This is a genomic window from Chromobacterium subtsugae (genome assembly GCF_035919665.1).
In the GTDB taxonomy this organism is placed as follows: domain Bacteria; phylum Pseudomonadota; class Gammaproteobacteria; order Burkholderiales; family Chromobacteriaceae; genus Chromobacterium; species Chromobacterium subtsugae.
In genome coordinates this window covers 687,572-713,409 of record NZ_CP142381.1, presented here as the reverse complement: position 1 = coordinate 713,409, position 25,838 = coordinate 687,572, and the positions used below count along the sequence as shown (strand labels likewise).

The 25,838-nt window shown below is 62.9% G+C and carries 31 protein-coding genes, 1 tRNA gene and 1 pseudogene; 23 read left to right on the top strand and 10 right to left on the bottom strand.

Features of this window, described 5'->3' with window-relative positions:
* Positions 1-36: 36 nt before the first annotated feature.
* The 4 genes from U6115_RS03555 to U6115_RS03540 all read left to right on the top strand — a co-directional run bounded on the left by U6115_RS03555 (position 37) and on the right by U6115_RS03540 (position 3,212).
* Entirely contained in the window at positions 37-1,080 is a 1,044-nt protein-coding gene (locus U6115_RS03555) for a bifunctional UDP-4-keto-pentose/UDP-xylose synthase (protein WP_047248609.1), read from the top strand.
* 128 nt (positions 1,081-1,208) lie between these two features.
* The gene (locus U6115_RS03550; RefSeq protein WP_146008378.1) at positions 1,209-1,703 is read left to right on the top strand and encodes a hypothetical protein; all 495 of its coding nucleotides are present in this window, start codon (positions 1,209-1,211) and stop codon (positions 1,701-1,703) included.
* Positions 1,704-1,727: 24 nt separating this feature from the next.
* Positions 1,728-2,273: a GrpB family protein gene (locus U6115_RS03545; RefSeq protein ID WP_043576809.1), complete on the top strand. Its 546-nt coding sequence runs from the start codon at positions 1,728-1,730 to the stop codon at positions 2,271-2,273.
* A 39-nt stretch (positions 2,274-2,312) separates the two neighbouring features.
* Positions 2,313-3,212, top strand: a complete 900-nt coding sequence (locus U6115_RS03540) for a 4-deoxy-4-formamido-L-arabinose-phosphoundecaprenol deformylase (RefSeq protein ID WP_043576806.1) — start codon at positions 2,313-2,315, stop codon at positions 3,210-3,212.
* Positions 3,213-3,275: 63 nt separating this feature from the next.
* Here U6115_RS03540 and U6115_RS03535 read toward each other — a convergent pair whose 3' ends face one another.
* The gene (locus tag U6115_RS03535) at positions 3,276-3,629 is read right to left on the bottom strand and encodes a DUF805 domain-containing protein (RefSeq protein WP_043576804.1); all 354 of its coding nucleotides are present in this window, start codon (positions 3,627-3,629) and stop codon (positions 3,276-3,278) included.
* 148 nt (positions 3,630-3,777) lie between these two features.
* Here U6115_RS03535 and U6115_RS03530 point away from each other — a divergent pair, with 148 nt between their 5' ends.
* Positions 3,778-4,023: a DUF6868 family protein gene (locus U6115_RS03530; RefSeq protein WP_043576802.1), complete on the top strand. Its 246-nt coding sequence runs from the start codon at positions 3,778-3,780 to the stop codon at positions 4,021-4,023.
* A gap of 56 nt (positions 4,024-4,079) precedes the next feature.
* Here U6115_RS03530 and U6115_RS03525 read toward each other — a convergent pair whose 3' ends face one another.
* Together U6115_RS03525 and U6115_RS03520 are read right to left on the bottom strand one after the other, a co-directional pair.
* On the bottom strand, positions 4,080-5,093 hold the full coding sequence (locus tag U6115_RS03525; RefSeq protein WP_043577155.1) for a nucleoid-associated protein: 1,014 nt from the start codon (positions 5,091-5,093) through the stop codon (positions 4,080-4,082).
* A gap of 61 nt (positions 5,094-5,154) precedes the next feature.
* Positions 5,155-6,036: a LysR family transcriptional regulator gene (locus tag U6115_RS03520; RefSeq protein ID WP_043576801.1), complete on the bottom strand. Its 882-nt coding sequence runs from the start codon at positions 6,034-6,036 to the stop codon at positions 5,155-5,157.
* A gap of 122 nt (positions 6,037-6,158) precedes the next feature.
* Here U6115_RS03520 and U6115_RS03515 point away from each other — a divergent pair, with 122 nt between their 5' ends.
* Together U6115_RS03515 and fghA are read left to right on the top strand one after the other, a co-directional pair.
* Complete coding sequence (locus U6115_RS03515; RefSeq protein WP_043576799.1) at positions 6,159-7,307, top strand: S-(hydroxymethyl)glutathione dehydrogenase/class III alcohol dehydrogenase; 1,149 nt, start codon at positions 6,159-6,161, stop codon at positions 7,305-7,307.
* A gap of 2 nt (positions 7,308-7,309) precedes the next feature.
* Entirely contained in the window at positions 7,310-8,143 is an 834-nt protein-coding gene (fghA, locus tag U6115_RS03510; protein WP_181243206.1) for an S-formylglutathione hydrolase, read from the top strand.
* Positions 8,144-8,197: 54 nt separating this feature from the next.
* Here fghA and U6115_RS03505 read toward each other — a convergent pair.
* Positions 8,198-8,283: transfer RNA gene (locus tag U6115_RS03505), tRNA-Tyr, on the bottom strand.
* Positions 8,284-8,540: 257 nt separating this feature from the next.
* Here U6115_RS03505 and U6115_RS03500 point away from each other — a divergent pair.
* The 9 genes from U6115_RS03500 (at position 8,541) to U6115_RS03460 (ending at position 14,829) form a co-directional block, all read left to right on the top strand.
* Positions 8,541-9,257 carry a Crp/Fnr family transcriptional regulator gene (locus U6115_RS03500; RefSeq protein ID WP_043576797.1) on the top strand — a complete coding sequence of 239 codons (717 nt, stop codon included), beginning with the start codon at positions 8,541-8,543 and terminating at the stop codon, positions 9,255-9,257.
* Positions 9,258-9,367: 110 nt separating this feature from the next.
* Positions 9,368-9,997: an RNA polymerase sigma factor gene (locus U6115_RS03495; protein ID WP_047244271.1), complete on the top strand. Its 630-nt coding sequence runs from the start codon at positions 9,368-9,370 to the stop codon at positions 9,995-9,997.
* Positions 9,994-10,374, top strand: a complete 381-nt coding sequence (locus tag U6115_RS03490; protein WP_043576795.1) for a hypothetical protein — start codon at positions 9,994-9,996, stop codon at positions 10,372-10,374. The genes U6115_RS03495 and U6115_RS03490 overlap by 4 nt, the downstream gene beginning before the upstream one ends.
* Positions 10,375-10,668: 294 nt before the next feature.
* Positions 10,669-11,031: a hypothetical protein gene (locus U6115_RS03485; RefSeq protein WP_047238542.1), complete on the top strand. Its 363-nt coding sequence runs from the start codon at positions 10,669-10,671 to the stop codon at positions 11,029-11,031.
* A 34-nt stretch (positions 11,032-11,065) separates the two neighbouring features.
* A complete protein-coding gene (locus U6115_RS03480; protein ID WP_146008379.1) occupies positions 11,066-11,767 on the top strand; it encodes a hypothetical protein in 702 nt (233 codons plus the stop codon).
* Between the two features lie 358 nt (positions 11,768-12,125).
* Positions 12,126-12,689 (top strand): hypothetical protein, encoded by a 564-nt coding sequence (locus tag U6115_RS03475; protein WP_146008380.1) that lies wholly within the window; start codon positions 12,126-12,128, stop codon positions 12,687-12,689.
* A gap of 2 nt (positions 12,690-12,691) precedes the next feature.
* Positions 12,692-13,198 (top strand): DUF2589 domain-containing protein, encoded by a 507-nt coding sequence (locus U6115_RS03470; protein ID WP_043576786.1) that lies wholly within the window; start codon positions 12,692-12,694, stop codon positions 13,196-13,198.
* A gap of 68 nt (positions 13,199-13,266) precedes the next feature.
* Positions 13,267-13,929, top strand: coding sequence for a DUF2589 domain-containing protein (locus tag U6115_RS03465; protein WP_197465999.1), 663 nt, complete (start codon positions 13,267-13,269; stop codon positions 13,927-13,929).
* A gap of 96 nt (positions 13,930-14,025) precedes the next feature.
* Complete coding sequence (locus U6115_RS03460) at positions 14,026-14,829, top strand: bestrophin-like domain (protein WP_043576783.1); 804 nt, start codon at positions 14,026-14,028, stop codon at positions 14,827-14,829.
* Between the two features lie 69 nt (positions 14,830-14,898).
* Here the strand turns inward: U6115_RS03460 and U6115_RS03455 are convergent.
* From U6115_RS03455 to U6115_RS03445, 3 genes and pseudogenes are all read right to left on the bottom strand, one after another.
* Positions 14,899-15,621: pseudogene (locus U6115_RS03455) on the bottom strand (IS5 family transposase); the annotation flags it as partial.
* Between the two features lie 24 nt (positions 15,622-15,645).
* A complete protein-coding gene (locus U6115_RS03450) occupies positions 15,646-16,515 on the bottom strand; it encodes an IS3 family transposase (RefSeq protein WP_101527471.1) in 870 nt (289 codons plus the stop codon).
* On the bottom strand, positions 16,512-16,805 hold the full coding sequence (locus U6115_RS03445) for a transposase (RefSeq protein ID WP_043580908.1): 294 nt from the start codon (positions 16,803-16,805) through the stop codon (positions 16,512-16,514). The genes U6115_RS03450 and U6115_RS03445 overlap by 4 nt, the downstream gene beginning before the upstream one ends.
* 521 nt (positions 16,806-17,326) lie before the next feature.
* Here U6115_RS03445 and U6115_RS03440 point away from each other — a divergent pair.
* Genes U6115_RS03440 through U6115_RS03425 form a run of 4 tightly spaced genes read left to right on the top strand, consistent with a single transcriptional unit; the run spans position 17,327 to position 19,814 of the window.
* Positions 17,327-17,731, top strand: coding sequence for a hypothetical protein (locus U6115_RS03440; RefSeq protein WP_146008381.1), 405 nt, complete (start codon positions 17,327-17,329; stop codon positions 17,729-17,731).
* Positions 17,732-17,755: 24 nt separating this feature from the next.
* Complete coding sequence (locus U6115_RS03435; protein WP_043581466.1) at positions 17,756-18,805, top strand: extracellular catalytic domain type 2 short-chain-length polyhydroxyalkanoate depolymerase; 1,050 nt, start codon at positions 17,756-17,758, stop codon at positions 18,803-18,805.
* A gap of 11 nt (positions 18,806-18,816) precedes the next feature.
* Positions 18,817-19,341: a hypothetical protein gene (locus tag U6115_RS03430; protein ID WP_043581469.1), complete on the top strand. Its 525-nt coding sequence runs from the start codon at positions 18,817-18,819 to the stop codon at positions 19,339-19,341.
* A gap of 32 nt (positions 19,342-19,373) precedes the next feature.
* Positions 19,374-19,814, top strand: a complete 441-nt coding sequence (locus U6115_RS03425; protein WP_043581474.1) for a lysozyme — start codon at positions 19,374-19,376, stop codon at positions 19,812-19,814.
* A gap of 579 nt (positions 19,815-20,393) precedes the next feature.
* On the opposite strand, the gene U6115_RS03420 is transcribed toward U6115_RS03425, so the two are convergent.
* Together U6115_RS03420 and U6115_RS03415 are read right to left on the bottom strand one after the other, a co-directional pair.
* Complete coding sequence (locus U6115_RS03420) at positions 20,394-20,591, bottom strand: hypothetical protein (protein WP_173427786.1); 198 nt, start codon at positions 20,589-20,591, stop codon at positions 20,394-20,396.
* Positions 20,592-20,622: 31 nt separating this feature from the next.
* Positions 20,623-21,507 (bottom strand): LysR family transcriptional regulator, encoded by an 885-nt coding sequence (locus U6115_RS03415; RefSeq protein ID WP_043581475.1) that lies wholly within the window; start codon positions 21,505-21,507, stop codon positions 20,623-20,625.
* 119 nt (positions 21,508-21,626) lie between these two features.
* On the opposite strand from U6115_RS03415, the gene U6115_RS03410 reads away from it, so the two are divergent.
* Both U6115_RS03410 and U6115_RS03405 read left to right on the top strand, forming a co-directional pair.
* A complete protein-coding gene (locus U6115_RS03410) occupies positions 21,627-23,024 on the top strand; it encodes an MFS transporter (protein WP_052258470.1) in 1,398 nt (465 codons plus the stop codon).
* Between the two features lie 209 nt (positions 23,025-23,233).
* A complete protein-coding gene (locus U6115_RS03405; protein WP_052258471.1) occupies positions 23,234-24,181 on the top strand; it encodes a LysR family transcriptional regulator in 948 nt (315 codons plus the stop codon).
* On the opposite strand, the gene U6115_RS03400 is transcribed toward U6115_RS03405, so the two are convergent.
* Positions 24,142-25,059 carry a LysR family transcriptional regulator gene (locus U6115_RS03400; protein ID WP_043581479.1) on the bottom strand — a complete coding sequence of 306 codons (918 nt, stop codon included), beginning with the start codon at positions 25,057-25,059 and terminating at the stop codon, positions 24,142-24,144. The two genes, U6115_RS03405 and U6115_RS03400, sit on opposite strands and share 40 nt — an antisense overlap.
* 134 nt (positions 25,060-25,193) lie before the next feature.
* On the opposite strand from U6115_RS03400, the gene U6115_RS03395 reads away from it, so the two are divergent.
* A complete protein-coding gene (locus U6115_RS03395) occupies positions 25,194-25,832 on the top strand; it encodes an NAD(P)-dependent oxidoreductase (RefSeq protein WP_043581480.1) in 639 nt (212 codons plus the stop codon).
* The last annotated feature ends 6 nt before the right edge of the window (positions 25,833-25,838 follow it).

The window sequence follows — 25,838 nt, the reverse complement described above, 5'->3', positions numbered from 1 at the left end:
CGACTATTCCGCCTGCGGGCGAACGAGGAAAACCCAATGAAAAAAGTACTGATCCTGGGCGTGAACGGCTTCATCGGCCACCACCTGACCAAACGCATCATCGAGACCACCGACTGGCACATCTACGGCATGGACATGCACGATGACCGCGTGGCCGAATGGAAAGACCACCCGCGCTTCCACTTCTTCGAAGGCGACATCACCATCAACAAGGAGTGGATCGAATACCACGTGAAGAAGTGCGACGTGGTGCTGCCGCTGGTGGCCATCGCCACCCCGTCCACCTACGTCAACAACCCGCTGCGCGTGTTCGAACTGGACTTCGAGGCCAACCTGCCCATCGTCCGCCAGTGCGTGCAGTACAAGAAGCATCTGGTGTTCCCGTCCACCTCCGAAGTCTACGGCATGTGCCACGACGACGAGTTCGACCCGGAAAACTCCGAACTGATCTGCGGCCCGATCAGCAAGCCGCGCTGGATCTACTCCTGCTCCAAGCAGCTGATGGACCGCGTGATCCACGCCTACGGCATGCAGGAAGGCCTGAACTACACACTGTTCCGCCCGTTCAACTGGATCGGCGGCGGCCTGGACAACATCAACACGCCGAAGGAAGGCTCCAGCCGCGTGATCACCCAGTTCCTGGGCCACATCGTGCGCGGCGAAACCATCAAGCTGGTTGACGGCGGCCACCAGAAGCGCGCGTTCACCTATGTCGACGACGGCATCGCCGCGCTGATGAAGATCATCGAAAACAAGGACGGCAAGGCTTCCGGCCAGATCTACAACATCGGCAACCCGGCCAACAACTACTCGATCCGCGAACTGTCGCAAATGATGCTGGACCTGGCCCGCGTCTACCCGGAATACCAGCTCAACGCCGATCAGGTGAAGGTAGAGGAAACCACCTCCGGCGCCTACTACGGCAAGGGCTACCAGGACGTGCAGAACCGCGTGCCCAAGATCAGCAACACCATGGCTGACCTGGACTGGAAGCCGACCGTCACCATGGCCGACGCGCTCAAAGGCATCTACGACTACTACCGCGACCAAGTCGCCGCCAGCCGCGACCTGTCCGAGTAAGTGATCGAGCCAATGCCGGGCCCCCGCCGGGCGTTGGCCGCGGTTTCGCAGAACGGCGAGCCCGATGCCGGCAGCCGTCTGTCCAGGCAGCGCCGTCATTCCCAAAGCCGTCTCTTTCCATGAACGCCATGAAAACCTTCATTCTCAGCCTGAGCGCCGCCCTGGCGCTGCTTGCCTCTTCCGCCGGCCAAGCAGCCGACGCCGCGCAACCCCAGGACAGCGGCCAGAAACGCGCCAAGCAGTACCAGGAAATGCTGGCTGTCTATCCCTTGCTCCCGCTCCAGATTCTGCAGGGGCCCACCCAGTATCTGCTCGACACCTGCAAAAAAACCTTCCCGAACGATCAAGAGAAGATCAGCGTGGCCTTCGACCAACTGCCGCTGGCCAGCTACCAGCTGGAAGTGCGCCTCAACGGCCAAACCATCCCGGCCGGCGGCCTAATGCTGGAAAACATGAAGAAAGCGATAGGCCCGATGGAAAACAATCAGGAATCGGCATTCTATTGCAAGCATCCCGATGTCTTCATACGCCAGCTGATGCGCAGCATGGGCATCCCGGAAAGCTACAAGCAGGTGCTGGACAAGGTTCTCGCCGACTCGCCAGCCGCCCCGGCGTCCCATTAAGCTTCCGCCGTCCCGCCAACGCCGATGGCTCCAGACCTCGCCGTCGCCCCCTACACCCCGGCCTGGCCACAACGCTTCCACGCCGAACGCCGGCGGATCCTGTCCGCCCTCGGCCCGCTGGCCTGCGCCTGCCGGATCGAACACATCGGCAGCACCGCGGTGCCCGGCCTCGCCGCCAAACCCGTCATCGACATCATGCTGGGGCTGCCGAAGCTAAACGATCTCGAACCGTATTTCCCAGCGCTGGCCGCCGCCGGCTTCCACCGCCAGCCGCAAATGGCCGCCGCCATGCCGGACCGGCATTATTTCACCCAGCCCGTCCTGCCGCCGCGTCAGGCTCACCTGCATGCCGTGGCGCTGGATTCGGACTTTTGGCGCGACAAGCTGGCCTTCCGCGACGCGCTGCGCGCCGACGGCCATCTTGCGGAACACTATGCCGATTTGAAACGGCGGCTGGCGGTCACCCACGGCGGCGACCGCGCCGCCTACACCGATGCCAAGAGCGGCTTTATCGCCTCCGTGTTGGCGATGACAGCCGGAAAACCGCACGGCAAGTCCGCAACACGGTAAACTCGCCGGCGATTCCGAATACTTGAACCTGCCACAACAATGAAAAAACTCGCCCTGAAGATAGACGTCGATACCTGGCGCGGCACCCGCGAAGGCGTGCCGCTGCTGGTGGACATGCTCAAACGTCGCCAGGCGAACGCCACCTTCCTGTTCAGCCTGGGCCCGGACCACACCGGCCGCGCCATCAAGCGCGTGTTCCGCCCCGGCTTCCTGTCCAAGGTGTCGCGCACTTCGGTCGTCGAACACTACGGCATCCGCACCCTGCTGTACGGCACCGTGCTGCCGGGCCCCGACATCGGCAAGCGCGAGGCCGCGCTGCTCAGAAGCGTGCGCGACGCCGGCTTCGAAGTGGGCATTCATTGCTGGGACCACATCAAGTGGCAAGACCATGTCGCCGGCGAAGACGCGGTGTGGACCCGCGCCGAAATGCATAAGGCGGCGCGCCGCTTTCAGGAAATCTTCGGCGAGCCGCCGCGCACCCACGGCGCCGCCGGCTGGCAGATCAACGACGCCGCGCTGGCTTACCAGCAGGAACTGGGCATGCTGTACGCGTCCGACGGCCGCGGCACCCACCCGTTCCAGCCGGTGGACGCCGCCGGCCGCAACCTGGGCGTGCCGCAGCTGCCCACCACGCTGCCGACGCTGGACGAGCTGATCGGCCTGAACGGCCTGACCAACGACAATGTCCACGAACACCTGCTGCGGCTGACCGAAACCTCGCCGGACACCGGCCACGTCTACACGCTGCATGCCGAGCTGGAAGGCATGCGTCTGGCCGAAACCTTCGAGCGCCTGCTGCAAGGCTGGCAGGAGCAAAGCTACCAGCTGGTCAGCTGCCTGGACCTCTTCAACAGCCTGGACCGCGCCGCGCTCCCCAGCGGCCGCGTCATCATGGGTGAAATCCCCGGCCGCAGCGGCACGCTGGCCTTACAGTCCTGAACGTGTCCCGCTCATGAAAAAACCCGCCATCCGGCGGGTTTTTCTTGCTGCGCGCCTGAACGATCAGGCGGCTTTCGGCGAAGCGCCGAACTGGTTTTCGCCCTGCTGGCTGTCCATCACGGTGAACACGAACAGGATGATGCCACCCACCAGCGGCACGCAGCTGATCAGCATCCACCAGCCGCTGCGACCGATGTCGTGCAGGCGGCGCACCAGCAGGCCCCAGGCCGGCAGGATGGTGGCCAGCGCGTATACGGCGGTCAGGATCGGCATGCCTTTGCCCAGCACGGCGATGTCCACCACCATGGCCAGCGCGATGGCGATGGTGTGGAACAGCTGGAAAAACCAATATTCGCGGCGACGCGCGCGGCCATTCAGAGTGCAATATTTTTTCAGAGCGGACAGGTACCAGTTCATTGCTTGCCTTTATTATTCAATTCACAAAAAGCCAATCTTTATTTAAAAACATCAGCATTATTTTCAAGAAGCGGCATCATAATAGACTTATGCGCTAATGTAAATTGCCTAACCGCATCCCATTCAACTCGCCAAGCGGGAGCCTGCGATGAACCGCGCCAGTCTCGAACACGTCCTGCTGTGTTGCCTCGCCATCCACTACGCCATCCTGATCCTGTGGTTCTGCCTGTTTTTCTTCCGCCGCGCCTGGCTGTACCGGCTGCACAGCCGCTGGTTCCGGATTTCGGAGCCGGCTTTCGAGCTGCTCAACTACGGCGGCATCGGCCTCTATAAAATCCTGGTTCTGGTGTTCAACCTGGCGCCGCTCTTGGCGCTGTGGCTGACCGGGTCCTGAAAACAAAACGGCGGCGGTCGAATGACCGCCGCCGTCCGGCATGATATCGCGCCGCTTCAGCCTTCGCGCTTGTTGAGGAACAGCGTCAGGCTGAGTCCGCCTTCGCCGTCGTTGACCGACTGGATGTTCTTCAGCGTGATGCCGGAGGGCAACAACACGCTGATGCCGTGGCCGACGCCGTAGCGCGACAGCGTTTTTTCCAGCTGCTTGGCCATGCCCTTGGCCGGCAGCTTCGCCTCGTCGTCCAGCTCGAAGCCATAGGATTCGGCGGCGCTGCCCAGCGCCTCTTCCACCTGCGCGCGCGGCACGAAGCGCTCGGCGGCGTCGGTCAGCGACTTGGCCGCCACCTCCTCCTGCTGGCTCTCCACCAGCGTCAACAGCTCGTCCTTGAAGCGCGCCTGCTCCATCGGGTCCTCGATCTCGCCGCTCAGCTGCTCCACCACGCTAGCCAGCATCTTGCTGCTGGACGCCTTGTCCGGCACCCGCAGCGCCTTCAGGAAATCGTCCAGCCAGAACTTGGCCTCGCGGCTGAGGCGGTCCACTGCGTACACCGTCGGGCCGTGCTCCAGGATCAGCGCGCCCTTGTCTATCAGCCGCGGATTGATGCCGGAGGCGTGGCTGATGTCGAACACGCCGGCGCCGTCGATGATGGTGAGGAAATCGTCGCGGATTTCCGACTTGAACACCCCCAGCGCGCGCATGTCGCGGTCGCCGTCGGACAGGCCGGAGAATTCGATGATCAGCAGGTCGCCGGCGCTGATGTTGGGGTGCTGCGAGCGGCCGTACAAATGCTTGGCGATGCGCTGCGACACCGCCAGGAAATCGATCTCGCCGCGGAAGAACTGCCGCGTGTAGTGGTAGATCTCGTTCAGGTTGAGATCGGTCTCATGGACGAACTGATGTTTCTTGCGATCGGAGACGATGCCCTTCAGATAGCCGTCCAGCAGCATGCCCGACACCGCCTCGTCGACCGAAGTGGTGCGCTCAGACAATTGCAGCGGCTCGCCGCGCGTCGGGTTGCCCACCCGATGCACCACCATGCATTCCACCCTGGATTCCGCTATCACCATCGCCATCGCTCCGCAAAAGAATGCGCGATTATTGTCGCCGCTCGCCGCCTTGGCAAGGACTCTATGGCCGGGCCGGCGCCAGCGCCGCCGCCAGGAAATCCACCAGCAGCCTCACCTTGGGGCTGAGCTGGCGGTTGTGCGGATACAGCGCCCAGATGCCCTCCTCCGGTTCGGCGTAATCGGCCAGCACCTCCACCAGCGCGCCGCTGGCCAGATGCGCCGCCACGTAATAATCGGGCAGCTGCGCCAGCCCCATGCCGCGCAGCGCGGCGTCGGCCAGCACCTGGGCGTTGTTGCAGCGCAGCGGCCCGCGCACCCGCACCGCCTGGCGCTTGCCGCCCGCCTGCAGATGCCAGCTATCCTGGCCCAGCAGCAGGCAGTCGTGGCCGGCCAAATCCTGCGGCCGCGCCGGCGCGCCGCGGCGCGCGAGATAGGCCGGCGCCGCGCAAATGTGGTGGCGGCGCTGCGACAGCCGGCGCGCCATCAAGGAAGAATCGGTCAGATGGCCTATCCGTATCGCCAGGTCGTAGCCGTCGTGCACCAGGTCCTGCAGTTGGTTGGACAGATTGAGGCCGACCTCCAGCTGCGGGTAGCGCTGCATGAAATCCAGCAGCAGCGGCGCGATATGGCTTTGGCCGTAAGCCAGCGGCGCGGTCAGCTTCAATTTGCCCTGCGGCGCCGCCTGCAGCCGCGACACCGCCTGCTCGGCCTCGGCCAACGATTCCAGTAGCTGGCGGCAGTGCGTCAGATACAGCCCGCCGGCCTCGGTCAGGCTGAGCTGGCGGGTGGTGCGGTACAGCAGACGCGCGCCCAGCCGCGCCTCCAACTGGCTGACCTGGCGGCTGACCTGCGCCACCGAGATCCCCAGCAACCGCGCCGCCTGGGTGAAGCTGCCGCTGTCGGCCACCGCCACGAATTCCTGGATGCCTTCCCAAGCCGCCATTATTTCCCCATGGAAAAAATCATTTACCGATTGGCCCGATTATGAATGCCGAAGAGAAAAATACAATGGCCGATTGCGCGGCGCAGGCCGCCCGACATCCCGCTAGAAAAAAGGAATCCCGCATGAGCCCGTCCGTCATCCGTTGCAAAGCCGCCGTGGCCTGGGCCGCCGGCCAGCCCTTGAGCATCGAGGAAATCGAAGTGCAGCCGCCCCAGGCCGGCGAGGTGCGCGTGAGAATGGTGGCCACCGGCGTCTGCCATACCGACGCCTTCACCCTGTCCGGCGCCGATCCGGAAGGCATCTTCCCCTGCGTCCTCGGCCATGAGGGCGGCGGCATCGTCGAATCGATCGGCCCCGGCGTCAGCAGCGTGGCGGTGGGCGACCACGTGATCCCGCTCTACACGCCGGAATGCCGCGAGTGCAAGTTCTGTCTGTCCGGCAAAACCAATCTGTGCCAGAAGATCCGCGCCACCCAAGGCAAGGGCCTGATGCCGGACGGCACCACCCGCTTCTCCAAGAACGGCCAACCCATCTACCACTACATGGGCACCTCCACTTTCAGCGAATACACGGTGCTGCCGGAAATCTCGCTGGCCAAGGTGAACCCGGCCGCGCCGCTGGAGGAAGTGTGCCTGTTGGGCTGCGGCGTCACCACCGGCATGGGCGCGGTGGTCAATACCGCCAAGGTCAAGGCCGGCGACAGCGTGGCCATCTTCGGCCTGGGTGGCATCGGCCTGTCCGCCATCATCGGCGCGCGCATGGCCGGCGCCGGCCGCATCATCGGCATCGACATCAACGAGGGCAAGTTCGAGCTGGCGAAGAAGCTGGGCGCCACCGACTGCGTCAACCCCGGTCATTTCGACAAGCCTATCCAGGACGTGATCGTGGAGATGACCGACGGCGGCGTCGACTTCTCCTTCGAATGCATAGGCAACGTCAAGGTGATGCGCGCGGCGCTGGAGTGCTGCCACAAGGGCTGGGGCGAGTCGGTAATCATCGGCGTGGCCGGCGCCGGCCAGGAAATCGCCACCCGCCCGTTCCAGCTGGTCACCGGCCGGGTGTGGCGCGGCAGCGCCTTCGGCGGCGTGCGCGGCCGCACCGAGCTGCCGGAATACGTGGAACGCTATCTGCAAGGCGAATTCCGCCTGGACGACTTCATCACCCACACCATGCCGCTGGAGCACGTCAACGAAGCGTTCGAGCTGATGCACGAGGGCAAGAGCATCCGTTCGGTGATCCATTACCGCCCGGCCGGCCAGGACGCGGTCTGATGCTGGAGAAAATCAGCGAGAACCAGGCCTTCGGCGGCTGGCAACAACAGTGGCGGCATCGTTCCGCCATGCTGGATTGCGACATGCGCTTCGGCATCTACCTGCCGCCGGCGGCGCGGTACGGCAAGGTGCCGCTGCTGCTGTGGCTGTCCGGCCTCACCTGCACTGACGAAAACTTCAGCCACAAGGCCGGCGCGCAAAGAGTGGCGGCGGAGCTGGGCATCGCGCTGGCGATGCCCGACACCAGCCCGCGCGGCGAAGGCGTGGCCGATGACGCGGCCTATGATCTGGGCCAGGGCGCCGGCTTCTACCTCAACGCGACGCAAGCGCCGTGGAGCCGCCACTACCGGATGTACGACTACGTGGCCGACGAGCTGCCGGCGTTGCTGGAAGCGCAGTTCCCGCTCAACGGCCGCCGCGCCGTCGCCGGCCACTCGATGGGCGGCCACGGCGCGCTGATCTGCTCGCTGAAGCGGCCGCAGGACTACGTGTCGGCGTCGGCCTTCAGCCCGATCTGCCGCCCGACGGCGGCGCCTTGGGGCCGCAAGGCCTTCGCCGCCTACCTGGGCGCCGATGAAAGCCGGTGGAAGGAATGGGATGCCAGCCATCTGCTGGCCGAACGCGGCTGCAGCCTGCCGCTGCGAGTGGACGTGGGCCTGGCCGACCCCTTCCTCGCCGAACAGCTGCAGCCGGAAGCGCTGGAACGCGCGGCCCAGGCCAGCGGCTGCCGGCTGGAGCTGAACCGCCACGCCGGCTACGACCACAGCTACTACTTCGTCGCCAGCTTCATCGAGGCGCAGCTGCGCTTCCACGCCCGCCATCTGTTCCCGACCTGAGCCGGACGGAAAACGCAAAAAAGCCAGGCATCGCGCCTGGCTTTTTTTCGTATCTGGTGGAGGGAGAAGGATTCGAACCTTCGAAGGCTTAGCCGCCGGATTTACAGTCCGGACCCGTTGACCGCTGGGGTAACCCCTCCAAGAGCTGGGCATTTTATTAGCCAAGCCACCAGCCGTCAAGCGCTTGCCAGCAGCGCGCTTTTCGACAGCCGGCGCGCGTCTCCGCCTTTCCCCGTTCTGCTGCGGCTTCCCTGCCGCCTCCGCAAAAATGATCATGTCATTCACATTTCCTTGCGCGGCCCGTTTTTGCATCAAATGCCGCCCACTGAAAATACCGACGACAGCACACGCCCAATCGCCGGAGAGGCCCGCCCCACGCTCAACCGCGGAAACCAAGATGCACAGCCACACAGATGTTTCGAATTCGCTGCCGCCGCCCTACCGGCTGGACGAATTCCCCCTGCTGGAAAACCTGCCTGCCGGCCTGCTGCGCCATATCAGACGCTACGCCACCCAGATCAAGGGCAAACAACGCAAGCTGCTTTTCCTGCGCGGCGACCCGGAAGACTTCATCGGCCTGGTGCTGCAGGGCAGCGTCTACCACACCTTGCAAGAGCCGGACGGGCATGAAGTCATCATTGACTACTCCCGTTCCGGCGACTTGGTAGGCGAAAGCGCGCTGCTGTATCCCGGCCTGCGCAATTACACCGCCCAGCTTAGCCGCGACTGTCAGCTGCTGTCTTTGCACCGGCGGCATTTTCGCGAACTGCAAGACGACCAGTTGCTGATGTCGCGCGTCCAGCAGTTGCTATGCAAGCGGCTGCAGCGCATCAGCAGCTTTGTCGAAACCGTCTGCCTGTATCGGCTGGAAGCCCGACTGGCCCGGCACCTGCTGGCGGAAATCGAACGGCATGGCCAAGGCGGCCCGGATGGCCCCGTTCTGCCGATCACCGTCAACCAGAGCATTCTGGCCGCCATGCTCAACGCCAGCCGGCCGCGGCTGAACACGCAGCTGAAACAGTGGCAGCACGCCGGGCTGATCCAGCTCAACCGCCAGTCGTTGCGGGTGTGCGACCCGGTTCGGCTGCGGCAAATCGCCTCTCAGGCCAGATAGGTTTGCAGGATATTTTTAAGAAAAAATATATTCATATGTCACAAACGTAACAGATTTGCCCGCCACGTCTCGCCATCCTGCAATCCCGAATGTCATGAACGGATGGCGAAATGCAAAACCAAGACACTGTCTCCCCCCCGCCAGGCCATCGCTTCGACTTGGTCTGGCGCGAAATCCATTCCAAGCTGCAACGCCGAGCCCGGCACTTGTGCAAGGGCGATGTGCACCGCGCCGACGAACTGCTGTCGGATACCGCCCTCAAGGTCCATCTCTACCTGCAGCACTCGCCGGACAAGGTGCAGAACCTGGCCGGCTTCCTGTTCCTGGCGCTGAACCACGCCTTCCTCGACCTCGTCCGCCGCAAAAGCCGGGAAAGCCGCGTCATCGATACCGATACCGACCTCGACAGCGACCCGGTCCATGCCCACGCCGGCAACGCTCCCACGCCGGAGCAGCAGCTGTCGCTGAAACAGCAGCTGGCCCGGATGGATGCCGCGCTTGCCAGCCTGAAACCGGAACAACAGCTGCTGTTCCGGCTGAAGTTCGAGCAGGACCTGCCGTATTCGCAAATCGCCAGCCAGCTGGGCATCAACGAGGCGCTGGCGCGCAAACGGGTGGAGCTGCTACGCAAGGCGCTGCGCAAACACTTGGAGGCGGACTTCGCGGCCGCATCTGCTACCCGTCCTGCCGAGCAACGGTTGAACCATTCCGTCGAGAATCAAAGGATGCCAGCGATATGAGCTGTCTCTTCCCCGCGACCTTGCCCGGCGTCCTCGCCTTGTGCGCGCTACTTGCGTCGCTGCTGGAGCGAGCTTTGGTCCGACTGCTGCTCCGCTTTGACTGCGGCTTCCCCTGGTTCGAACTGTGCGGCTTCGGCATTGCCTACCTGATGAGCTTACTGCTGTGGCTTTATCCGATGGCCACCCTGCTGCCGACACTATTGCCGCTGTCCCTGGACGCGGTTTTAGCCGCCTTGCTCATCATCGGCCTAGCCGGCCTGCTGCGCCATGGCCGGACGTTATCGCTGCCGGCCCCTTGCAGTCAGCCGCACCGCGCCTGCCGCCTGAGCAATCTGACTGCGTCCCCTTACCACTCGCAACGGGGGAGGCGGCCATGACAGTCAGAGTCTCCCCTAACTGCAAGAGGAGTTTGACAAAACCATGCACCAGCGAAAACGGGCCCCGAGATGAAGGGCAACCTAGGTCTGATAAGCGGCAAAGTCCCGCCTTAGCTGCCGAAGCATGGTGATGATGTGGGCTCGGCGGGCCAGATGCGGCATACAAGAAAGCGCGCATCAAACCACGCCATTTACCCTGCCGACACTCACAAGTCCCGGTCCCCATCGTCCCTTAAGACAATGGCGACGCAAACAGCCAGAACTCGCAACCCCATATCCTAGAAAGGACATCGCATGAGCCTTCCATTCACCCTGCCGCCGGTTGTCCCATCCGAGAACGACCGCCTGCACCCGGGACAAAGCCTGCAACCCGGCCAATACATAGACTCAGCCAATGGCCAGTATCGCTTCATCTACCAGCAAGACGGCAACCTCGTCCTCTACCGCGGCTCGCACCCATTATGGGCCGCCGCCAGCAATGGTCCCACTGGCCATTGCATCATGCAGGAGGACGGCAATCTGGTGATTTACGTCAACAACACACCAATCTGGGCTTCCGGCACCAATGGGCACCCGATGGGCACTCTGGTCATGCAAAACGATGGCAATGCGGTGATTTATGGCGCCGTGTGGGCCAGTAATACGGTACAAGCCTAAACCAACACAACGCCCATCCGGCTATGGAGTAAAAATGGTAAAAGATCAAGCAATAGCAATGTTGAATAAAAACGTATTGGTCGCGCTAGCCGATACCCATTCCAAGGCAAATGCACGCCAGTTGGCATGCGAATTGATTAATGACGGCCACGTCAAGGTTTTCTTCATCGAGTTTCCAGCGAGCGCTAAGAGCGGCAATCAAGGCATCGCAAAAAAATACGGCGACACGCTCAATGCTGCCATCTCGAAAATGCTGGAGGAGCATCTAGACAGGGATGCAGCTCGAGACAGGCTGGACAGTGGTGGCTACTTCACAGGTCTAAATAAGCAAGATGCCCAACCCAATCTATTGGACTTGGCCGCGCTTTGCATCGGCAAAGGGGTACAGGTAGTAGCTTGCGATCTGTCACCCACGGACACGATGACCAAACTGGACGAGATCGCTCCGCAGTATAAGCCTCACAGCATCCACTCTGTGGTTGAGCCTTGGGGCCTGGGCGTACGCGATAAATACGCCGCAAGTATGATAGGCAACTCTCTGAAAACTGCAAAAAACGTTACGGCCGGAAAGCTGATGATGTGGGGTGCCAATCATTTGACGCTTGATGAAAGCCAAGCTACCAAAGGGAAGAGCCAGGAAGAACGCCTCAAGGATCTGGAAACAGAGCGCGGCGCAAAACTGCTAGGGCAGCTAATCCAGGATCAAGGCATCCAAGTCCAGGTGCTGGTTCCTTAACCTCCCCACATCAAGTCAACGGCCGACAGGCTTGCCGCTGTGGTCATACTCCTGCGCCTCCACAATAAGGCTCTTTCGCTGGACTAACCGATAGCTCAGATTTGCTTTTACTCCGTCCAGGCCGCCTCGACCCAAGGGTCCGGGCGGCCTCTTAATTGCGCCATTTTCACCGTCCCACGCTGCGCGCGTGAGCATGGCCAGGCAATGGCTAGTCAGCCGGCATCCAGGACGCATATCAAGTCCATCCCGCTCAGCAGCCAGCCTTAGACACGCAGCCATCCTGAGCTGCAGGGGCCACCAATTTCCGCGACTGCATTCACACCCTCTGCGACCGGTCGTCCATCTATATGAGCCAGTCATGACCATCGTGCCCTGGCCCCGATTCATTCCATACCCTCAAGGAAAAGACCTCATGTTGAGTCTTGCCACCAATCTCCAGGAGATCCTGGCTCAATCCGCACTGCTGTCGCTGCTGCTTGAGCGTTGCTGCGCCGTATTGTTCGACCCCCCAAGGCAAAAACAGCACAGCCTGAAGCTGCCGGATACCTTGCACATCCCGCTGCCACGCGGTGCCAAACTTCGCCTGCCCTTGGCTGACGCCGGCTGCCTCGCGGCTGCTTACGCTCTATGCGCCCAATTGCCCATTCATCTCATTGCCAACATGCGCCCCAACCTACTGCCGGAGCAGGCGGATGCCCTTATCAGCGCAGCCTTCATCACCGGCCTAGCCCAACTGTGGCGGCATGCCGGCCAGCGCCTACAACCCGCGGCTACGCCTTTGCCGAGCAAAGTCCTCAGTCTAGCGGGCAGCGAGCTACCGGCCTCTCCGCAGCAAGCCGCTCCGCTGCGTCGAGCTTTCCGTCTTGGCGCTTTGCAAAGTGATGAACAGCCGGCCAACACCCAATCTTCCATCAGGAGTTGAAGATGACAGCAAAACTAAGCGGCCTGGTCAGCGGCCTGAAAAAAGCCGTGATCGAAGCCCAACGCAGCGTCAGCAACCAACATATCGAAGAGCTGCAGCAGTTCTTTATTCCCGATCAAGAACAAGGCGATACGCAGAACTTCCCTGAAGGTGCCTGGACCGCGCGCATGGTGGGCATGAATGTGCCAAGAGAGGTCAGCCGCGACGGGCAGGTGACTCTAGAACACCATGAGGTGCAAGTGCCGCTGATCACGCTGCTGCCGCTCAAGAGTTTCATGATCGAAAGGGTGGAAGTGCTGACCACGCTCAATCTATCCCTCGCAGAACAGGCGGAGCACGGCGACACGGATACGGATGCAGAGGCTCCTGAAGTCATGGTTTCGATGCACCAGCAAGACGCCAATACCGCGGAAATCAAGATCGTCATCCATAGCCTGGAACCTCCTGCCGGCTACCAGCGTATCGTCGCCGCTTATGAAAAGCTTCTGAACGCCCAGCTGCCTACCTAAAACAGCTCGCGTGCTGAAGAGCGGGGGTGCCTTGCCCTCGCTTCAATCCCAACCCGAAAGGAAAACAAATGGCAGAATCCATTGATAGCGGCCTGTTGAGCATGGCTCAGCAATTCTCCGGCCTTCCGATGAAGTCGCTGATCGGCGGCCCGCTGCAAGCCGCCGCCGAGGCTCAGCAGAGCCTCGCCATGACCCAGACCAACTACATTCTGGAAACCGGTTTCAGTCGCATCACCGACAAAAATGGCAAGCTGGTAGGCTACAAGCCGATTACCGCGGCCATCGAACTGGCCGGCACACGCCCGGTAGTCGGCACAGACGGCAAGGTCACCCCGGCCAACTCCGCTCTGACGCTGGACTTCCCGATTCTGACGATGATGCCGATCCCATCCATGGCAGTGACCTCGGTGGACATCACCTTCGACATGGAAGTGAAGTCCAGCTATACCCACGAAACCACTGACGACTCGTCCTCCAAATTGCACGTGGACTCGACCTGGGATGCCAAGGCTGGCTGGGGCTGCTTCAGCGTGGAGGTCAAGGGCTCGGTGGCTTACGACTCCTCCAACTCCCATTCCGACACGCAGAGCTATCAAAAGAGCAACGACGCCCGCTATCACGTTGAAGTCAAGGCGGAGCAACAACCCTTGCCGGACGGTATCAAGATGCTGCTGCAAGCCTTCAGCAAAAACATGGACATGGCCATGACCCCGATTACCGTGGGCGGCTAACCTGCCATGCCTTAATTTTTACGCCTTTGCCGCTCCCATTTCCACTAGGAGCGGCTTTTCCCCGCTTGCTCTGCAGCCATACAGAGGAATGCCAGGATGAATCCCATGCTCCTTCAATTCATATCCATGCCATCCGCAGTTCAGATCGCAGCCTGGGCCGCGACTGGCTGCACGCTATCTATCGCCATCTATTTTTTGATGCGTACATTCATCCCTCACCACATTACGGAACAACAAAGTGATGAAGTGGGTGTCATTATCGCTGTAGTGGGCATTTTCTACGGGTTGATCATCGCAGCGCTGCTTGTACGCGCCATCACGCATTTTGACAATTCGGTGGAGGTGGCGGAGCGAGAGGCTAATCAAACCAACGCGTTATACCGGCTGAGCGCGCAAGGACTGCCGCAGATCACCCCTCGAATCGGCCTGGGCCTACAACGCTACCTTATGGACGTGATCAATAAGGAATGGCAACTACAGCAAAAGGGAGAGGACGTTCCTGTCGCCTCTTCTGCATTAGGGCAACTCAGCCGAATATTGGCGTCGGTCAGCCCCTCTAATTCCAAGGAGATGGAATATCTACGTCAAGCTCAAAATCAACTTAACGATTTATATATCAGCCGCCATTCACGTCTGTTCAATCAAAGCATGACCATCCCTTTGGAAATATGGAGCATCTGTTTAATCGGCGAAATCCTGCTGATATTTTTTGCCTGGATGATGCATGTACCAAGCAAAGGAATTCATTTCTTTCTAACCTGTGCAATGGCCTCATCCATCTCCATCGTACTAGCCATCATTCTGATCTATGACACACCGTTTTACGGTGATATCAGCGTCTCACCCGAGCCATACCAAAAAGCCCTGCAGGCCATCGCCACAGGCAGACTGGATAATTGACCCTATTCACCAAACGGCGCTGTTGCATAAATCCTGAACAGGTCGAGGTTCCCCTTTCCCTAAACGGATTTACGCCACAGCCACCGTACAAGGACGGCCCAGCATGCTGAAGCGGTTCAAGATGGCTGCGCGCACTTGCAGCTCTGCCACTTGACCATCGAAACGCCGGGCCGTCACCCTTTCACCCAACCGTTTGAAGCAATACATCTTGGTTTCCACCAAGCTGCGGCGATGGTAGCCGCTCCAGCGCTTCCAGATCGCCCGGCCTAGTCGTTTGGTCGCCCGCAGAATCTCATTCCACGCCAGCACACCCAGTGAACTTCCTTTCCATGGCCTCGCATTCTTGCGGGTCGGAATGCACCCGATCGCGCCTCGTGCGGCAATCGCCTCATGGCATGCCTTGGTATCGAAAGCCCCGTCGCCGCTCACGCAGGCTATCGGCTCGTCGGCCGGAATTTGCGTCAATAGCGAAGGCAACATTTGCGCATCGCCCTGGCGGTTGTCCGTCACCTCGATGGCGCGGATTTGCCGGGTTTCCGCATCGATGCCCAGATGCACTTTGCGCCATTGCCGGCGATATTCAGCGCCATGCTTCTTGGTTTTCCACTCACCTTCGCCCAGCATCTTGATGCCTGTGCTATCCACCAGCAGATGCAGCGCGCCTGAGCTTTTCTGGTAGGGAATCTTGACCTGCAGCGTCTGCTGCCGCCTGGATAGCGTGCTGTAGTCGGGGACGTCCCAGTCCAGACCCGCCAACTTGAGCAGGCTTTGGATGAAGCCGATGGTTGGTCTGTCCCACTCCCCATGGACAGAGGGTTAAGCACTAAGCTCTGAACGGCGGCGTTCGAATTCAATCGGGGTCAGATACCCCAGGGTTGAATGACGTCGTTGGTGATTGTAAAAGCGGATGTAATCAAACACATCCGTACGCGCCTCCTCGTAGCTCCGGTAGTGGGTCAGATAAACACGTTCCGACTTCAATGAACGGAAGAAGCTCTCCATCGCTGCATTATCCCAGCAGTTCCCGGTGCGGGAGTGGCTCGGTACCATTCCGTGCCGTTTCAGCAATGCCTGGTAGTCAAAGGCACAGTACTGACTCCCGCGGTCCGAATGCAGAATCACCTCTCCTGAAGGCTGGCGGCGCGCCACTGCCATCGTCAGGGCAGCATGCACCAGTTCTTGCTGCATTCGATGATGCATGGCCCAGCCCACTATCGCCCGGGAGTACAAGTCGAGCACCACCGCCAGGTACAGCCACCCTTCACCGGTCCGGATATAGGTCATATCCGACACCCAACGCTGATTGATGTCGCCACCAGCAGCAAATTGTCGCTGCAGCAGATTAGGCGCCACGGGTAGAAGGTGTTGACCACCACTGACGGGTCGACAATGTTTACGAGTTCTAACCCTGATACCGTTTCGCCGCATCAGGCCCGCGATGCGATGCCGCCCGCAGGCGAAGCCCTGTGCAAGAAGTTCGGCATGAATACGCCGATGGCCATAAATACCATTGACCTCGGCATGCACCAGCCGGATTTCACGTAGTAGTTGTCGGTTCGCCATCTCTCGCGCCGAAGGTGGGCGGTGTAGCCACGCATAGTAGCCACTGCGGGACACACGAAACAGTTGGCACATCGGGGCTACCGGGTAGCGGTCCGACAGCGCCTGAATCGCGCGGAATTTCACTTCATGGGTTGCGAGAAGATGGCGAGCGCCTTTTTTAGGACATCGCGCTCCATGGTAACGCGGGCCAGTTCATCCCGCAGTCGCTTGAGCTCGGCGGCTTCACCGGTCTGTTTGCCTCGGCCAGGGAAGGCATCGGGTCCTGCGTCTTGGAGTTGACGCTTCCACTTGCCCAGCAGCGACTCGGTAATGTCGAAGGCTTGGGCAACATGCCGTAACGGGGTGCCGGCAAGTACCTGCTCAACCGCTTCGCGCTTGAGGGCCTCCGGGAAAGTACGTCTGGTCTTGATCATGAACACTGCTCCTTGGTGGGGATTATCCACCTTAAGTTAGTGTCCACGGGGAATGGGACAGACCAAACAATATCATCACCGCAAAACAAGTAGGGAGAACGGGCGGACCCAATTAGCCATACCCCCGCGCCGATCACCTCCCTTCAACACCCTTGCGTCTCCCGCCGCCACGCTTCCGACTATCCGTATCCCGATACATTCTGCGGGTATGGCCTTTGGCCAACCCACGCTACGAAATGCCACAGCCCCAATCGGCGAGATGATGCCAAACTCAGACTTCTCGGTGACCACCAGCTAGCGCGAGTTGGCTCCGGGCCATGCCCGCGATCTAGGCGACTCCTCCTCTCTTGCAGACACGTCCATCCTCCCCCTCGCCCACACGGTATGCCGCAAAGTATTGTTCGCGAGGCCTACCTGACTCCAGCCTCGACACTATTCACGACTGGCCTCCATCGCCGTCCCATCAACACCTGCCACGCGGCTTGGTGTTCGCCGCGCGCGCCATCAACCGAGATGCCCTCATGGACCCCGCCGATCAGGACAACAACACCGCCCCGCCGACCGGTCTCTTGCGCGGCAGCATTCCGGAACTGGGCAAAAGCCCGGTGCATTTGCTATCCGCCATCGTGGCGCTGGCCGCGGACAAATTGTGGGATGTGATGCTGCTGGACATGGCCAAGGCGATGGCGCTGCCGGACAAAATCCGCTTCTTCCTGCTGACCGGCCTGCTGTTGTTGCTGCTCACCATGGCCAGCGCGGCGCTGACGCAGATGTGGGTGGACAAGGACGATGCCGGCATGGCGCTGGCCAAGGGGCTGGCGATGGGCATTCTGGCCGGGCTGCCCTACTCCTTCGGCGCCACCGAGCTAGGGCTGATTTTCGTCGGCTGGTCCGGCATCAACGAGCTGCAAAAGCTGAACAAATAGACCGTCAACACCAGGAGAACCACCATGCGCCTTACCTTCTTCAAGCGCGGCATGCCCGTTGCGCTGATTTTCATCGCCAGCGGATTGGCCCATGCCGCCGCGCCGCTGCTCGCCCTGGGCGCGGACGCCAAGCAGAACACCGTGTCCGGCTTGTCTTCCGGCGCTTTCATGGCCGCGCAGTTCAGCGTGGCCAACTCCGCCCGCGTAGCCGGCGCCGGCATCGTCGCCGGCGGGCCGTTCTACTGCGCCGGCCTGGGCAGCCTGAACGGCCCGGAACGCTTCCTGATGACCGCCACCAGCCAATGCATGCGCCCGCTGGGCGCGGCTCCGTCCGGCGCGGCGGCCTGGCAGGCGGCGCAGCAGTTCGCCAAACAGGGCCTGATAGATCCGGTGGACAACATCAAGCGCCAACGGCTGTACATCTTCACCGGCGCGTCGGACAGCATCGTACTGCCCAAAGTGGTGGCGCAGACCCGGGCCTTTTACCAGAGCGCCGGCGTGCCGGACGCCCAGGTCCGCTACGTGGACAACATCAACGCCGGCCACGCGCTGATCACCGCCAACGCCTCGGACCTGAAATGCCCGGCCAACGCCGCGCCCAATCTCAACAACTGCGGCTTCGTCCAGTCGCAGGACATCCTGCGCCAGCTGTACGGCCAGTTGAAGCCGCCCGCCGCCAAACTGTCCGGCCAACTGAAGGATTTCGACCAGACAGAGTTCTCCAAGAAAGGGTATACAGGGCTGTCCGACATCGGCCACGTTTACATCCCGGCCGCCTGCGCCAAGGACAGCTGTCGCGTGCATGTGGCCTTCCATGGCTGCACTCAGGAAGACAGCCGCATCGGCAACCGCTTCTACGCCACCACCGGTTACAACGAGATCGCCGACAGCAACCGCATCGTGGTGCTGTACCCGCAGATCCGCACCGATCCCAAACGCAACCCGCAGGGCTGCTGGGATTTCTGGGGCTACAGCAGCAAAGACCCAAGCAACCCCGACTACTACGCCAAGAGCGCGCCGCAGATGTCTGCCGTCCGCGCGATGGTGGACCGCCTGAACAGCCCCCGCAAATGAAGGAGAAAGCCATGGATCCCCAATTCCTGTCCGCCTGGCTCCAGAACGTGAATGACAGCTGGCAGCGGCTGGCTCAAACCGGCCTGCCCGATGAGCGGGAGTGGAAAGGCGCGCTCAAGGCTTGGCTGGACGGCGGCCAGCGGCTGTCGGAATGGCAGCAGGAAGCGCAGCGGCAATGGACCGAAGACTGGCGCGCGCGCGCGGGCGCGGACTCGTTGCTGGCCTTCTACCGCCAATGCGACGAAGTCTGCACCGAATTCGTCCGGCAAAACCTGCTCTGGCAGCTGGAGTGGAGCGCCGGGCTGCGGCGCCAGGCCGGCGAGTTGGCGGGCTCTCTGCTGCAGACGCGGGGCGAAGGCGACGCGCTGCTGGCGCTCAACGCCGCCGTCCAGGGCGGACGAAAGGACTGGGACGAAAAACTGGAGATGTTGCAGCAGACGCTGAGCGAACTGTCGCCGGCGCTGGCGCAAAACCTGCAGCAATGGCTGGCGCCGCCGGAGAAAGACGAGCCCGCCGCGCCCCACGCGGCGGGATAGCACCCCGATCACCCTCAAATGGAGAAAACGCCATGAAAACCAACGCAGCCGGCATCAGCCTGATCAAACAATTCGAGGGCGTCCGCCTTACCGCCTATCAGGACATTGTGGGCGTCTGGACCATAGGCTACGGCCATACCGGCCCCGAAGTGAAAAAGGGCCTAACCATCACCCAGCAACAGGCCGACCAGTTGCTGGCCGCCGATCTGCAAACCTTCGAAACCGGCGTCGGCAAAGCGGTGACCGTGCCGCTGAACGCCAACCAGTTCTCCGCGCTGGTCAGCTTCAGCTACAACTTGGGCCTAGCCAATCTGCAAAGCTCAACCCTGCTGCGCCTGCTGAACCAAGGCGACTACGCCGGTGCCGCCGCGCAGTTTCCGCGCTGGGACCGGGCTGGCGGCCAAGTCGTGACCGGCCTGCTGCGGCGCCGACAAGCAGAGCAAACATTGTTCCAGGCACCGGCCATCGCCTGACTCTTCAAGCTCACCCTTCCCCTATGTTCCAATAAACAGCCTGCCAGCTCGCTGCGCGGGCTGTTTTCACACTCATATTCTCCGGAGAAATATCATACGTAACCCCTTACATGCCAAGACTGTCCAGACTTCTAACAAACGCCGGAAGGCATTAGACCAAGGCGGGCTCCCGCGTGAAAACATCCTGAGAACGATCCAGACTAGCTCGTCCAAAGCCTTGCAAGTGCAAGAAGCAGAGCAACAGGCCATTCCCAAACTGCGGGAAGGCCGCAAGATCCTATCCAAGCGACGGCTTGCTGCCATGCAGCCCATGGCCAATAGCTTGAAACCGAATAGCCCGCTAGCGATGGCGCAGATAGCCAACCATCTATTCAACCTTGCGCGCAAGCAAGGTGGAAAACTGCTTAATTTAGCCCATTGAACCAACAACGACAGGCGCTAGTAGCCCAAGTAGCCCAGAAACAAAGGAAGTCGCAGCAGCGGCCGGCACGACAGGTATCTGTGGCCAACGCCGTGCAAGCTGACGCGGCCAACCTTCACAAGCCGCATACCCCTCCGTCCATTCAGCAACACTGACAATCAGCCGTGGATAACGGCAACACCCTGGCCCAAGCCGCCGCCAATATGGGCGTGATGCAGATCTACAGCATAAACACCATGGCCGCCGCCGGCACCGAAAAAGTCTCGCAAGGCGGCATCGCTGACAACCTGACCAGCCTGCTGACCGTACTGCAGAGCTTCCGAATCGCTGATCCTCCCCCGAGCTTTCTTGTGCACTTCCCCACGCCCCGGCAACGGGGCGCTTTTTTTATCCGCCGCCGCGCGCGGCGCCCGCCTGGAAAGCCTCGGCGATGGCCTCCACCGCCGCCCGCACCCGCGCCACCCGCTGCAAATCGGGATGCAGCACCAGCCACATGTCCACCGGATCGGTCCGCTCCGGCCACACCCGCTCCAGCCCGGCGTCCTGATCCGCGAGGAAACAGGACAGCATGGCGATGCCCATGCCAGCCAACGCCGCCTGCCGCAGGGCCAACTGCGAATTGGCCTGCAGCGCGATGCGCGCCTGGTCCACGCTTTCGCCGCACAGCCGCTGCCAATGGCGCGGCACGGTGTCGCGCGGGAACATCAGCAGCTCGTGGCCGGCGAAGCCGTCGCCGGGCAGCGGCCGCCCGCGCCGCGCCAGGTAATCCGGCGACGCATACAGGCTCATGTCGATGGCGGCCAGCTTGCGCACCAGCACCTCGCCCTTGTCCGGCCGCAGGCTGCGGATGGCGAAATCCACCTCGCCGGCCGCCACATCGCTGAGCGACAAGCCGGTCAGCAGCGTGAACTCCAGCTCCGGGTGCCGCCGCGACAGCTCCGCCAGCGCCGGAATGACGAAGGCTTCGGCCACGGTGTCGGTGGCGGCGATGCGCACCGGCCCGGCCAGTTGGCGGTCGCTGTGCGCGGCCTTGCGGCTGAAGGCGTCGGCGGCGGCCTCCATCCGTTCGGCGTCGGCCAGCAGCATCGCGCCGGATTCGCTCAATTGGTAGCCCTGCGGCATGCGCAGGAACAGCCGGCTGCCGATTTCCTCTTCAAAAGCCTGCAAGCGCCGCCCCACGGTGGCTTGGTCGACGTCCAGGCGCAAGGCGGCGGAACGCAAGGTGCCGGCGCGCGCCAGCGCCAGGAAGTAACGCGCGTTGTCCCAATTCATGCGGATCCCGCCCCAGTAAGAAAATGCAAAATTGCATCACCATTCATCATAATTGTCTATTTTTTCGCATCACGTTATCGCCTAGCATCTGCCTGTCTTGACTTTGCGCGGATCCTCCCATGCCCCACCATTCCCACCCGCAAGCCGGCTTGCCGGCCCTGCTGACGCTCAGCGCCGGCATGTTCATGGCGATACTGGACACCAATATCGTCAACCTGGCGCTGCCCGAGCTGCAGCGCGGCCTGCACGCCAGCCTCAGCCAGCTCACCTGGGTAGTGGACGCTTACGTGCTGACCTTCGCCGGCCTGATGCTCAGCGCCGGCTGGCTGGCCGACCGCCTGGGCGCGCGCAAGGTGTTCGCCTGGGGACTGGGGCTGTTCGTGCTGACCTCGCTGCTGTGCGGCCTGGCCGCCAATGTGGAGCTGCTGATCGGCGCCCGCCTGCTGCAGGGCATGGCGGCGGCGCTATTCATGCCCAGTTCGCTGGGCCTGCTGCGCCATGCCTTCCCGCAACCGGCCGAACGCGCGCGCGCGGTGGGCGTCTTCGGCGGGCTGGTGGCCACCGCGGCCGCCGCCGGGCCGGTGCTGGGCGGGCTGATCCTGGGGCCATTGGGCTGGCGCGGCGCGTTTCTGGTCAATGTGCCGGTGGGCCTGGCCGCGCTCTTGGCCACCGCGCGCGCGGTGCCGGCCCAGCCGCCCGCGCCCGGACGCCGACCTGATGTTCCCGGCCAGCTGTCCGGCATGCTGACGCTGCTCTTGGCCAGCTGCGCGCTGATAGAAGGCCCGCGCCTGGCCGGCGGCTGGCAGCTGCCGGCGCTGCTGGCCGCCAGCGCCGCCTCGGCCTGCTTGTTCTGCCTGCTTGAACGCGGCAATCCGCAGGCGATGGTGCCGCCGCAACTGTTCCGCCATCCGGCTTTCGCCGCCGCCAACTGGGTGGGCTTCGCCATCGGCGCCGCTTACTTCGGCAGCCTGCTGCTGCTCAGCCTGTATCTGCAGCAAGGCTTGCGGATGGACGCGCTGCGGGCGGGACTGGCGCTGCTGCCGCTGGCGCTGTGCCTGACCGCCGGCAATATCGCCGCCGGGCGGTTGCTGCCCAGGATGGGCGCGCGCCGCCAGATCCGCGACGGCCTGCTGCTGGCCGCCGCCGGCTACCTGCTGCTGGCGCTGGCCAGCCGCCTCGGCCTGCCCTGGCTGCTGGCGGCGATGCTGCCGCTGGCGCTGGGCACCGCGCTGGCCATCGCGCCGATGACGGCGACAGTGCTGGAGAGCGCGCCGCCGCAAATGGGCAGCACCGCGTCCGCCGTGCTCAACGCCATCCGCCAGGCCGGGGCTCTGGTAGGCACCGCCGGCGCGGCGCTGGTCGCCGGCCGCTGCGCGGACCTGGGCCAGGCGCTGCTGTACGGCATGGCGCTGGCGGCGCTGCTCTCGCTGAGCGGCGCGCTGGCGGCCGGACGGATTCCCCGTCCCGACGGCCTGCGCGGCCTGGAGGCGGCCGCGCCCAGCCCCGTCACAAGATGACGCGCCTCGCCGCCGCCTCCCATTGCCGGCGCAGGCCAAGGCGGCAGCCGGCGGCGCGTTCGCGTTGAAACAACCACGGGTACAAACGGTATAGATAGCGCATCTTTGGCCGCGCCCTTCATGACATGTTGATGATGGATGTCAGAATAGCCGCTACAATGTTCCAAATAAACGCGCAATCCAGAACCAATTGTCCAGATATGAAAACAATGCCCTCCCCCGACAACCTGCTGGCCTTCGACGCGCTGGCGCGCGCCGGCAGTTTCACCGCCGCCGCCGACCTGCAGGGCTGCCACAAGAGCCTGATCAGCGCCCGCGTCAAGGAACTGGAACGCGAGCTGGGCGCGGTGCTGGTGCTGCGCAGCACGCGCAAAATGGCGCTGACCGAGGCCGGCGAGCGGCTGCGGCCCCACGCGGCGCGGCTTAGGGAAACGATGGCGCAGGCGCGGATGGCGGTGGACCAGACCCAAAGCGGCCTGGCCGGGCCGCTGGCAATCAGCACCACCTCGTCGCTGGCGCAATACGTGCTGGGGCCGGTATTGAGCGAACTGGCCACCCGCTATCCCGATTTGACCCTGTCGCTGCGGGTGAACAACCGGCTGCAAGACCCGGTGGCCGATGTGCTGGACTTCTGCCTGCGCTCGGCGCGCTCGCACAAGGTGCACGATGAAAACCTGGTGGCCAGGCTGGCGGGCTACGCCAGCGAAAACCTGTACGCGTCCCCCGGCTATCTGGCGCGCCACCCGCCGCTGCGGCAGCCGGCCGACCTGTCCCGGCACCGTTTGTTGGTGATGGAGTCGGAACAGCGCGATGGGCTGCTGTTGAAAAAGGGGGAGCAGCTGTTGCGCCAACCCATCGCGGCGCAGCTGTATCTGGATCATTACCCGCTGCGGGCGGAGCTGGCGCTGGCCAGCCAGGGCATCACCCTGCTCGCCGACTACACCGTAGAGCGGCATCTGGCGCGCGGCGAGCTGGTTCGAGTGCTGCCGGAATGGCATTGCGACTACTGGCCCATCTACCTGGTGCATCCGTTCCGCACCCCGCTCACCTGCAAATACCAGACCTTCATCGACTTCGTCTTGCCGCGGGTGGCGGCGGCATTGCCGGACAACCGCGCTCAGGCGGGCAGCGACGGCCGCGCCAGCAGCACCCGGTAAAACTCGACGAAGGCGCGCGCCGCCGCCGGCGCGTGGCGGCCAGGCGGAAACACCGCGTAGACGCCGCCCTTGGGCAAGGTCCACTGCGGCAATAGGTGAACCAGCCTGCCCTGGCGGATGTCCTCCTGCACGCTGAACGAATCCAGCACCGACACGCCGGCGCCGGCCAGCAGCAAGGCGCGCAGCGAAGCGGCCGAATCCACCTTGATCCGCGCCTTCATCCGCACCGCCTGCTCCTCGCCGCCCGGCCCGGCAAACGGCCAGCTCAGCGGCGTTTTCAGCAGCGTCAGCGCCACCCAGTCGTGCTCGGCCAGATCCTGCGGCCGCTCGGGATGGCCGCGCGCTTGCAGATACGCCGGCGACGCCACCGGCAACTGAGCGAATTCCCCCAGCTTCAGCGCCCTGAGCGAAGAGTCTCGCAGCATGCCCAGGCGGATGGCCAGGTCCATGCCGGACGCCACCAGATCCACCATATGGTCGCTGGCGTGCAGCTCCAGCTGCAGGCCAGGGTGCTGGCGGATGAACTGGGTGGCCGCCGGCGCCACCGATTCCGCCATGTGGCTGACCGGCGCGGTCAGCCGCAGCGTGCCGGACAGCGCCGCCGCGCCGTGGCCGGCCTGCAGCAGCGCGTCGCGCAAGGTTGCCAGCGCCGGCTGCGCGTCCAGGTACAGCGCCTGCCCGGCCTCGGTCAGCTTTACCCGCCGCGTGGTGCGGTTGAACAGCGTGGCTCCCAGCTGCGTCTCCAGCCGCCCCACCTGCAGGCTGACGTTGGCCTTGGTCATCCCCAGCCGCTCGGCGGCGGCGGTGAAGCCGCCGGCTTCGGCCACCGCCACGAAGATCTGCAGTCCTTCCAGATTGTTCTCTACGCCTCGCGCCATATCAACTGTCAATTTTTCGATAACAATCAATTATGGTTTCAGCCGTTTATCGAATCAATCGAAAAGCGCATGATGCATTCCATCAGCGCTGCGACGCGGCGCCCCCATCCGATAGCAAACTAAGGAGTCTCACCATGAAAATCGCACTGATCGGCGCCAGCGGCTATGTCGGTTCCGCCCTGTTGCAAGAAGCCCTGTCCCGCGGCCACCACGTCACCGCGCTGGTTTCCCGTCCGGAACGCATCGAAGCGCAAGCCAACCTGGCCGCCGCCAAAGTCGACGTGCAGGACAGCGCCCAGCTGGCGGAACAACTGAAGGGCTTCGACGCCGTGCTCAGCGCCTTCAGCGGCCACGCCCAGGCAGAGCAGTTCGACTACTTCGTCAAGGGCATCCGCTCCATCATCGCCGCGGCCAAGGCCGCCCAGGCTCCGCGCCTGCTGGTGGTCGGCGGCGCCGGCAGCCTGGAAGTGGCCCCCGGCGTGCAGCTGGTGGACACCCCGGAATTCCCTGAGCAATGGAAGGCCTCGGCGCTGGGCGCCCGCGAAGCGCTGAACCTGCTGCGCGCCGAAACCGAGCTGAACTGGACGCTGCTGAGCCCGTCGGCGATGCTGCAGCCGGGCCAACGCACCGGCCAGTTCCGCCTGGGCAAGGACCAGCTGCTGGTCGACGCCGCAGGCAACAGCCACATCTCGGTGGAGGACTACGCCGTCGCCATGATCGACGAGCTGGAAAAAGGCGAGCATCAGCGCAGCCGCTTCACCGTCGGCTACTGATCGCCC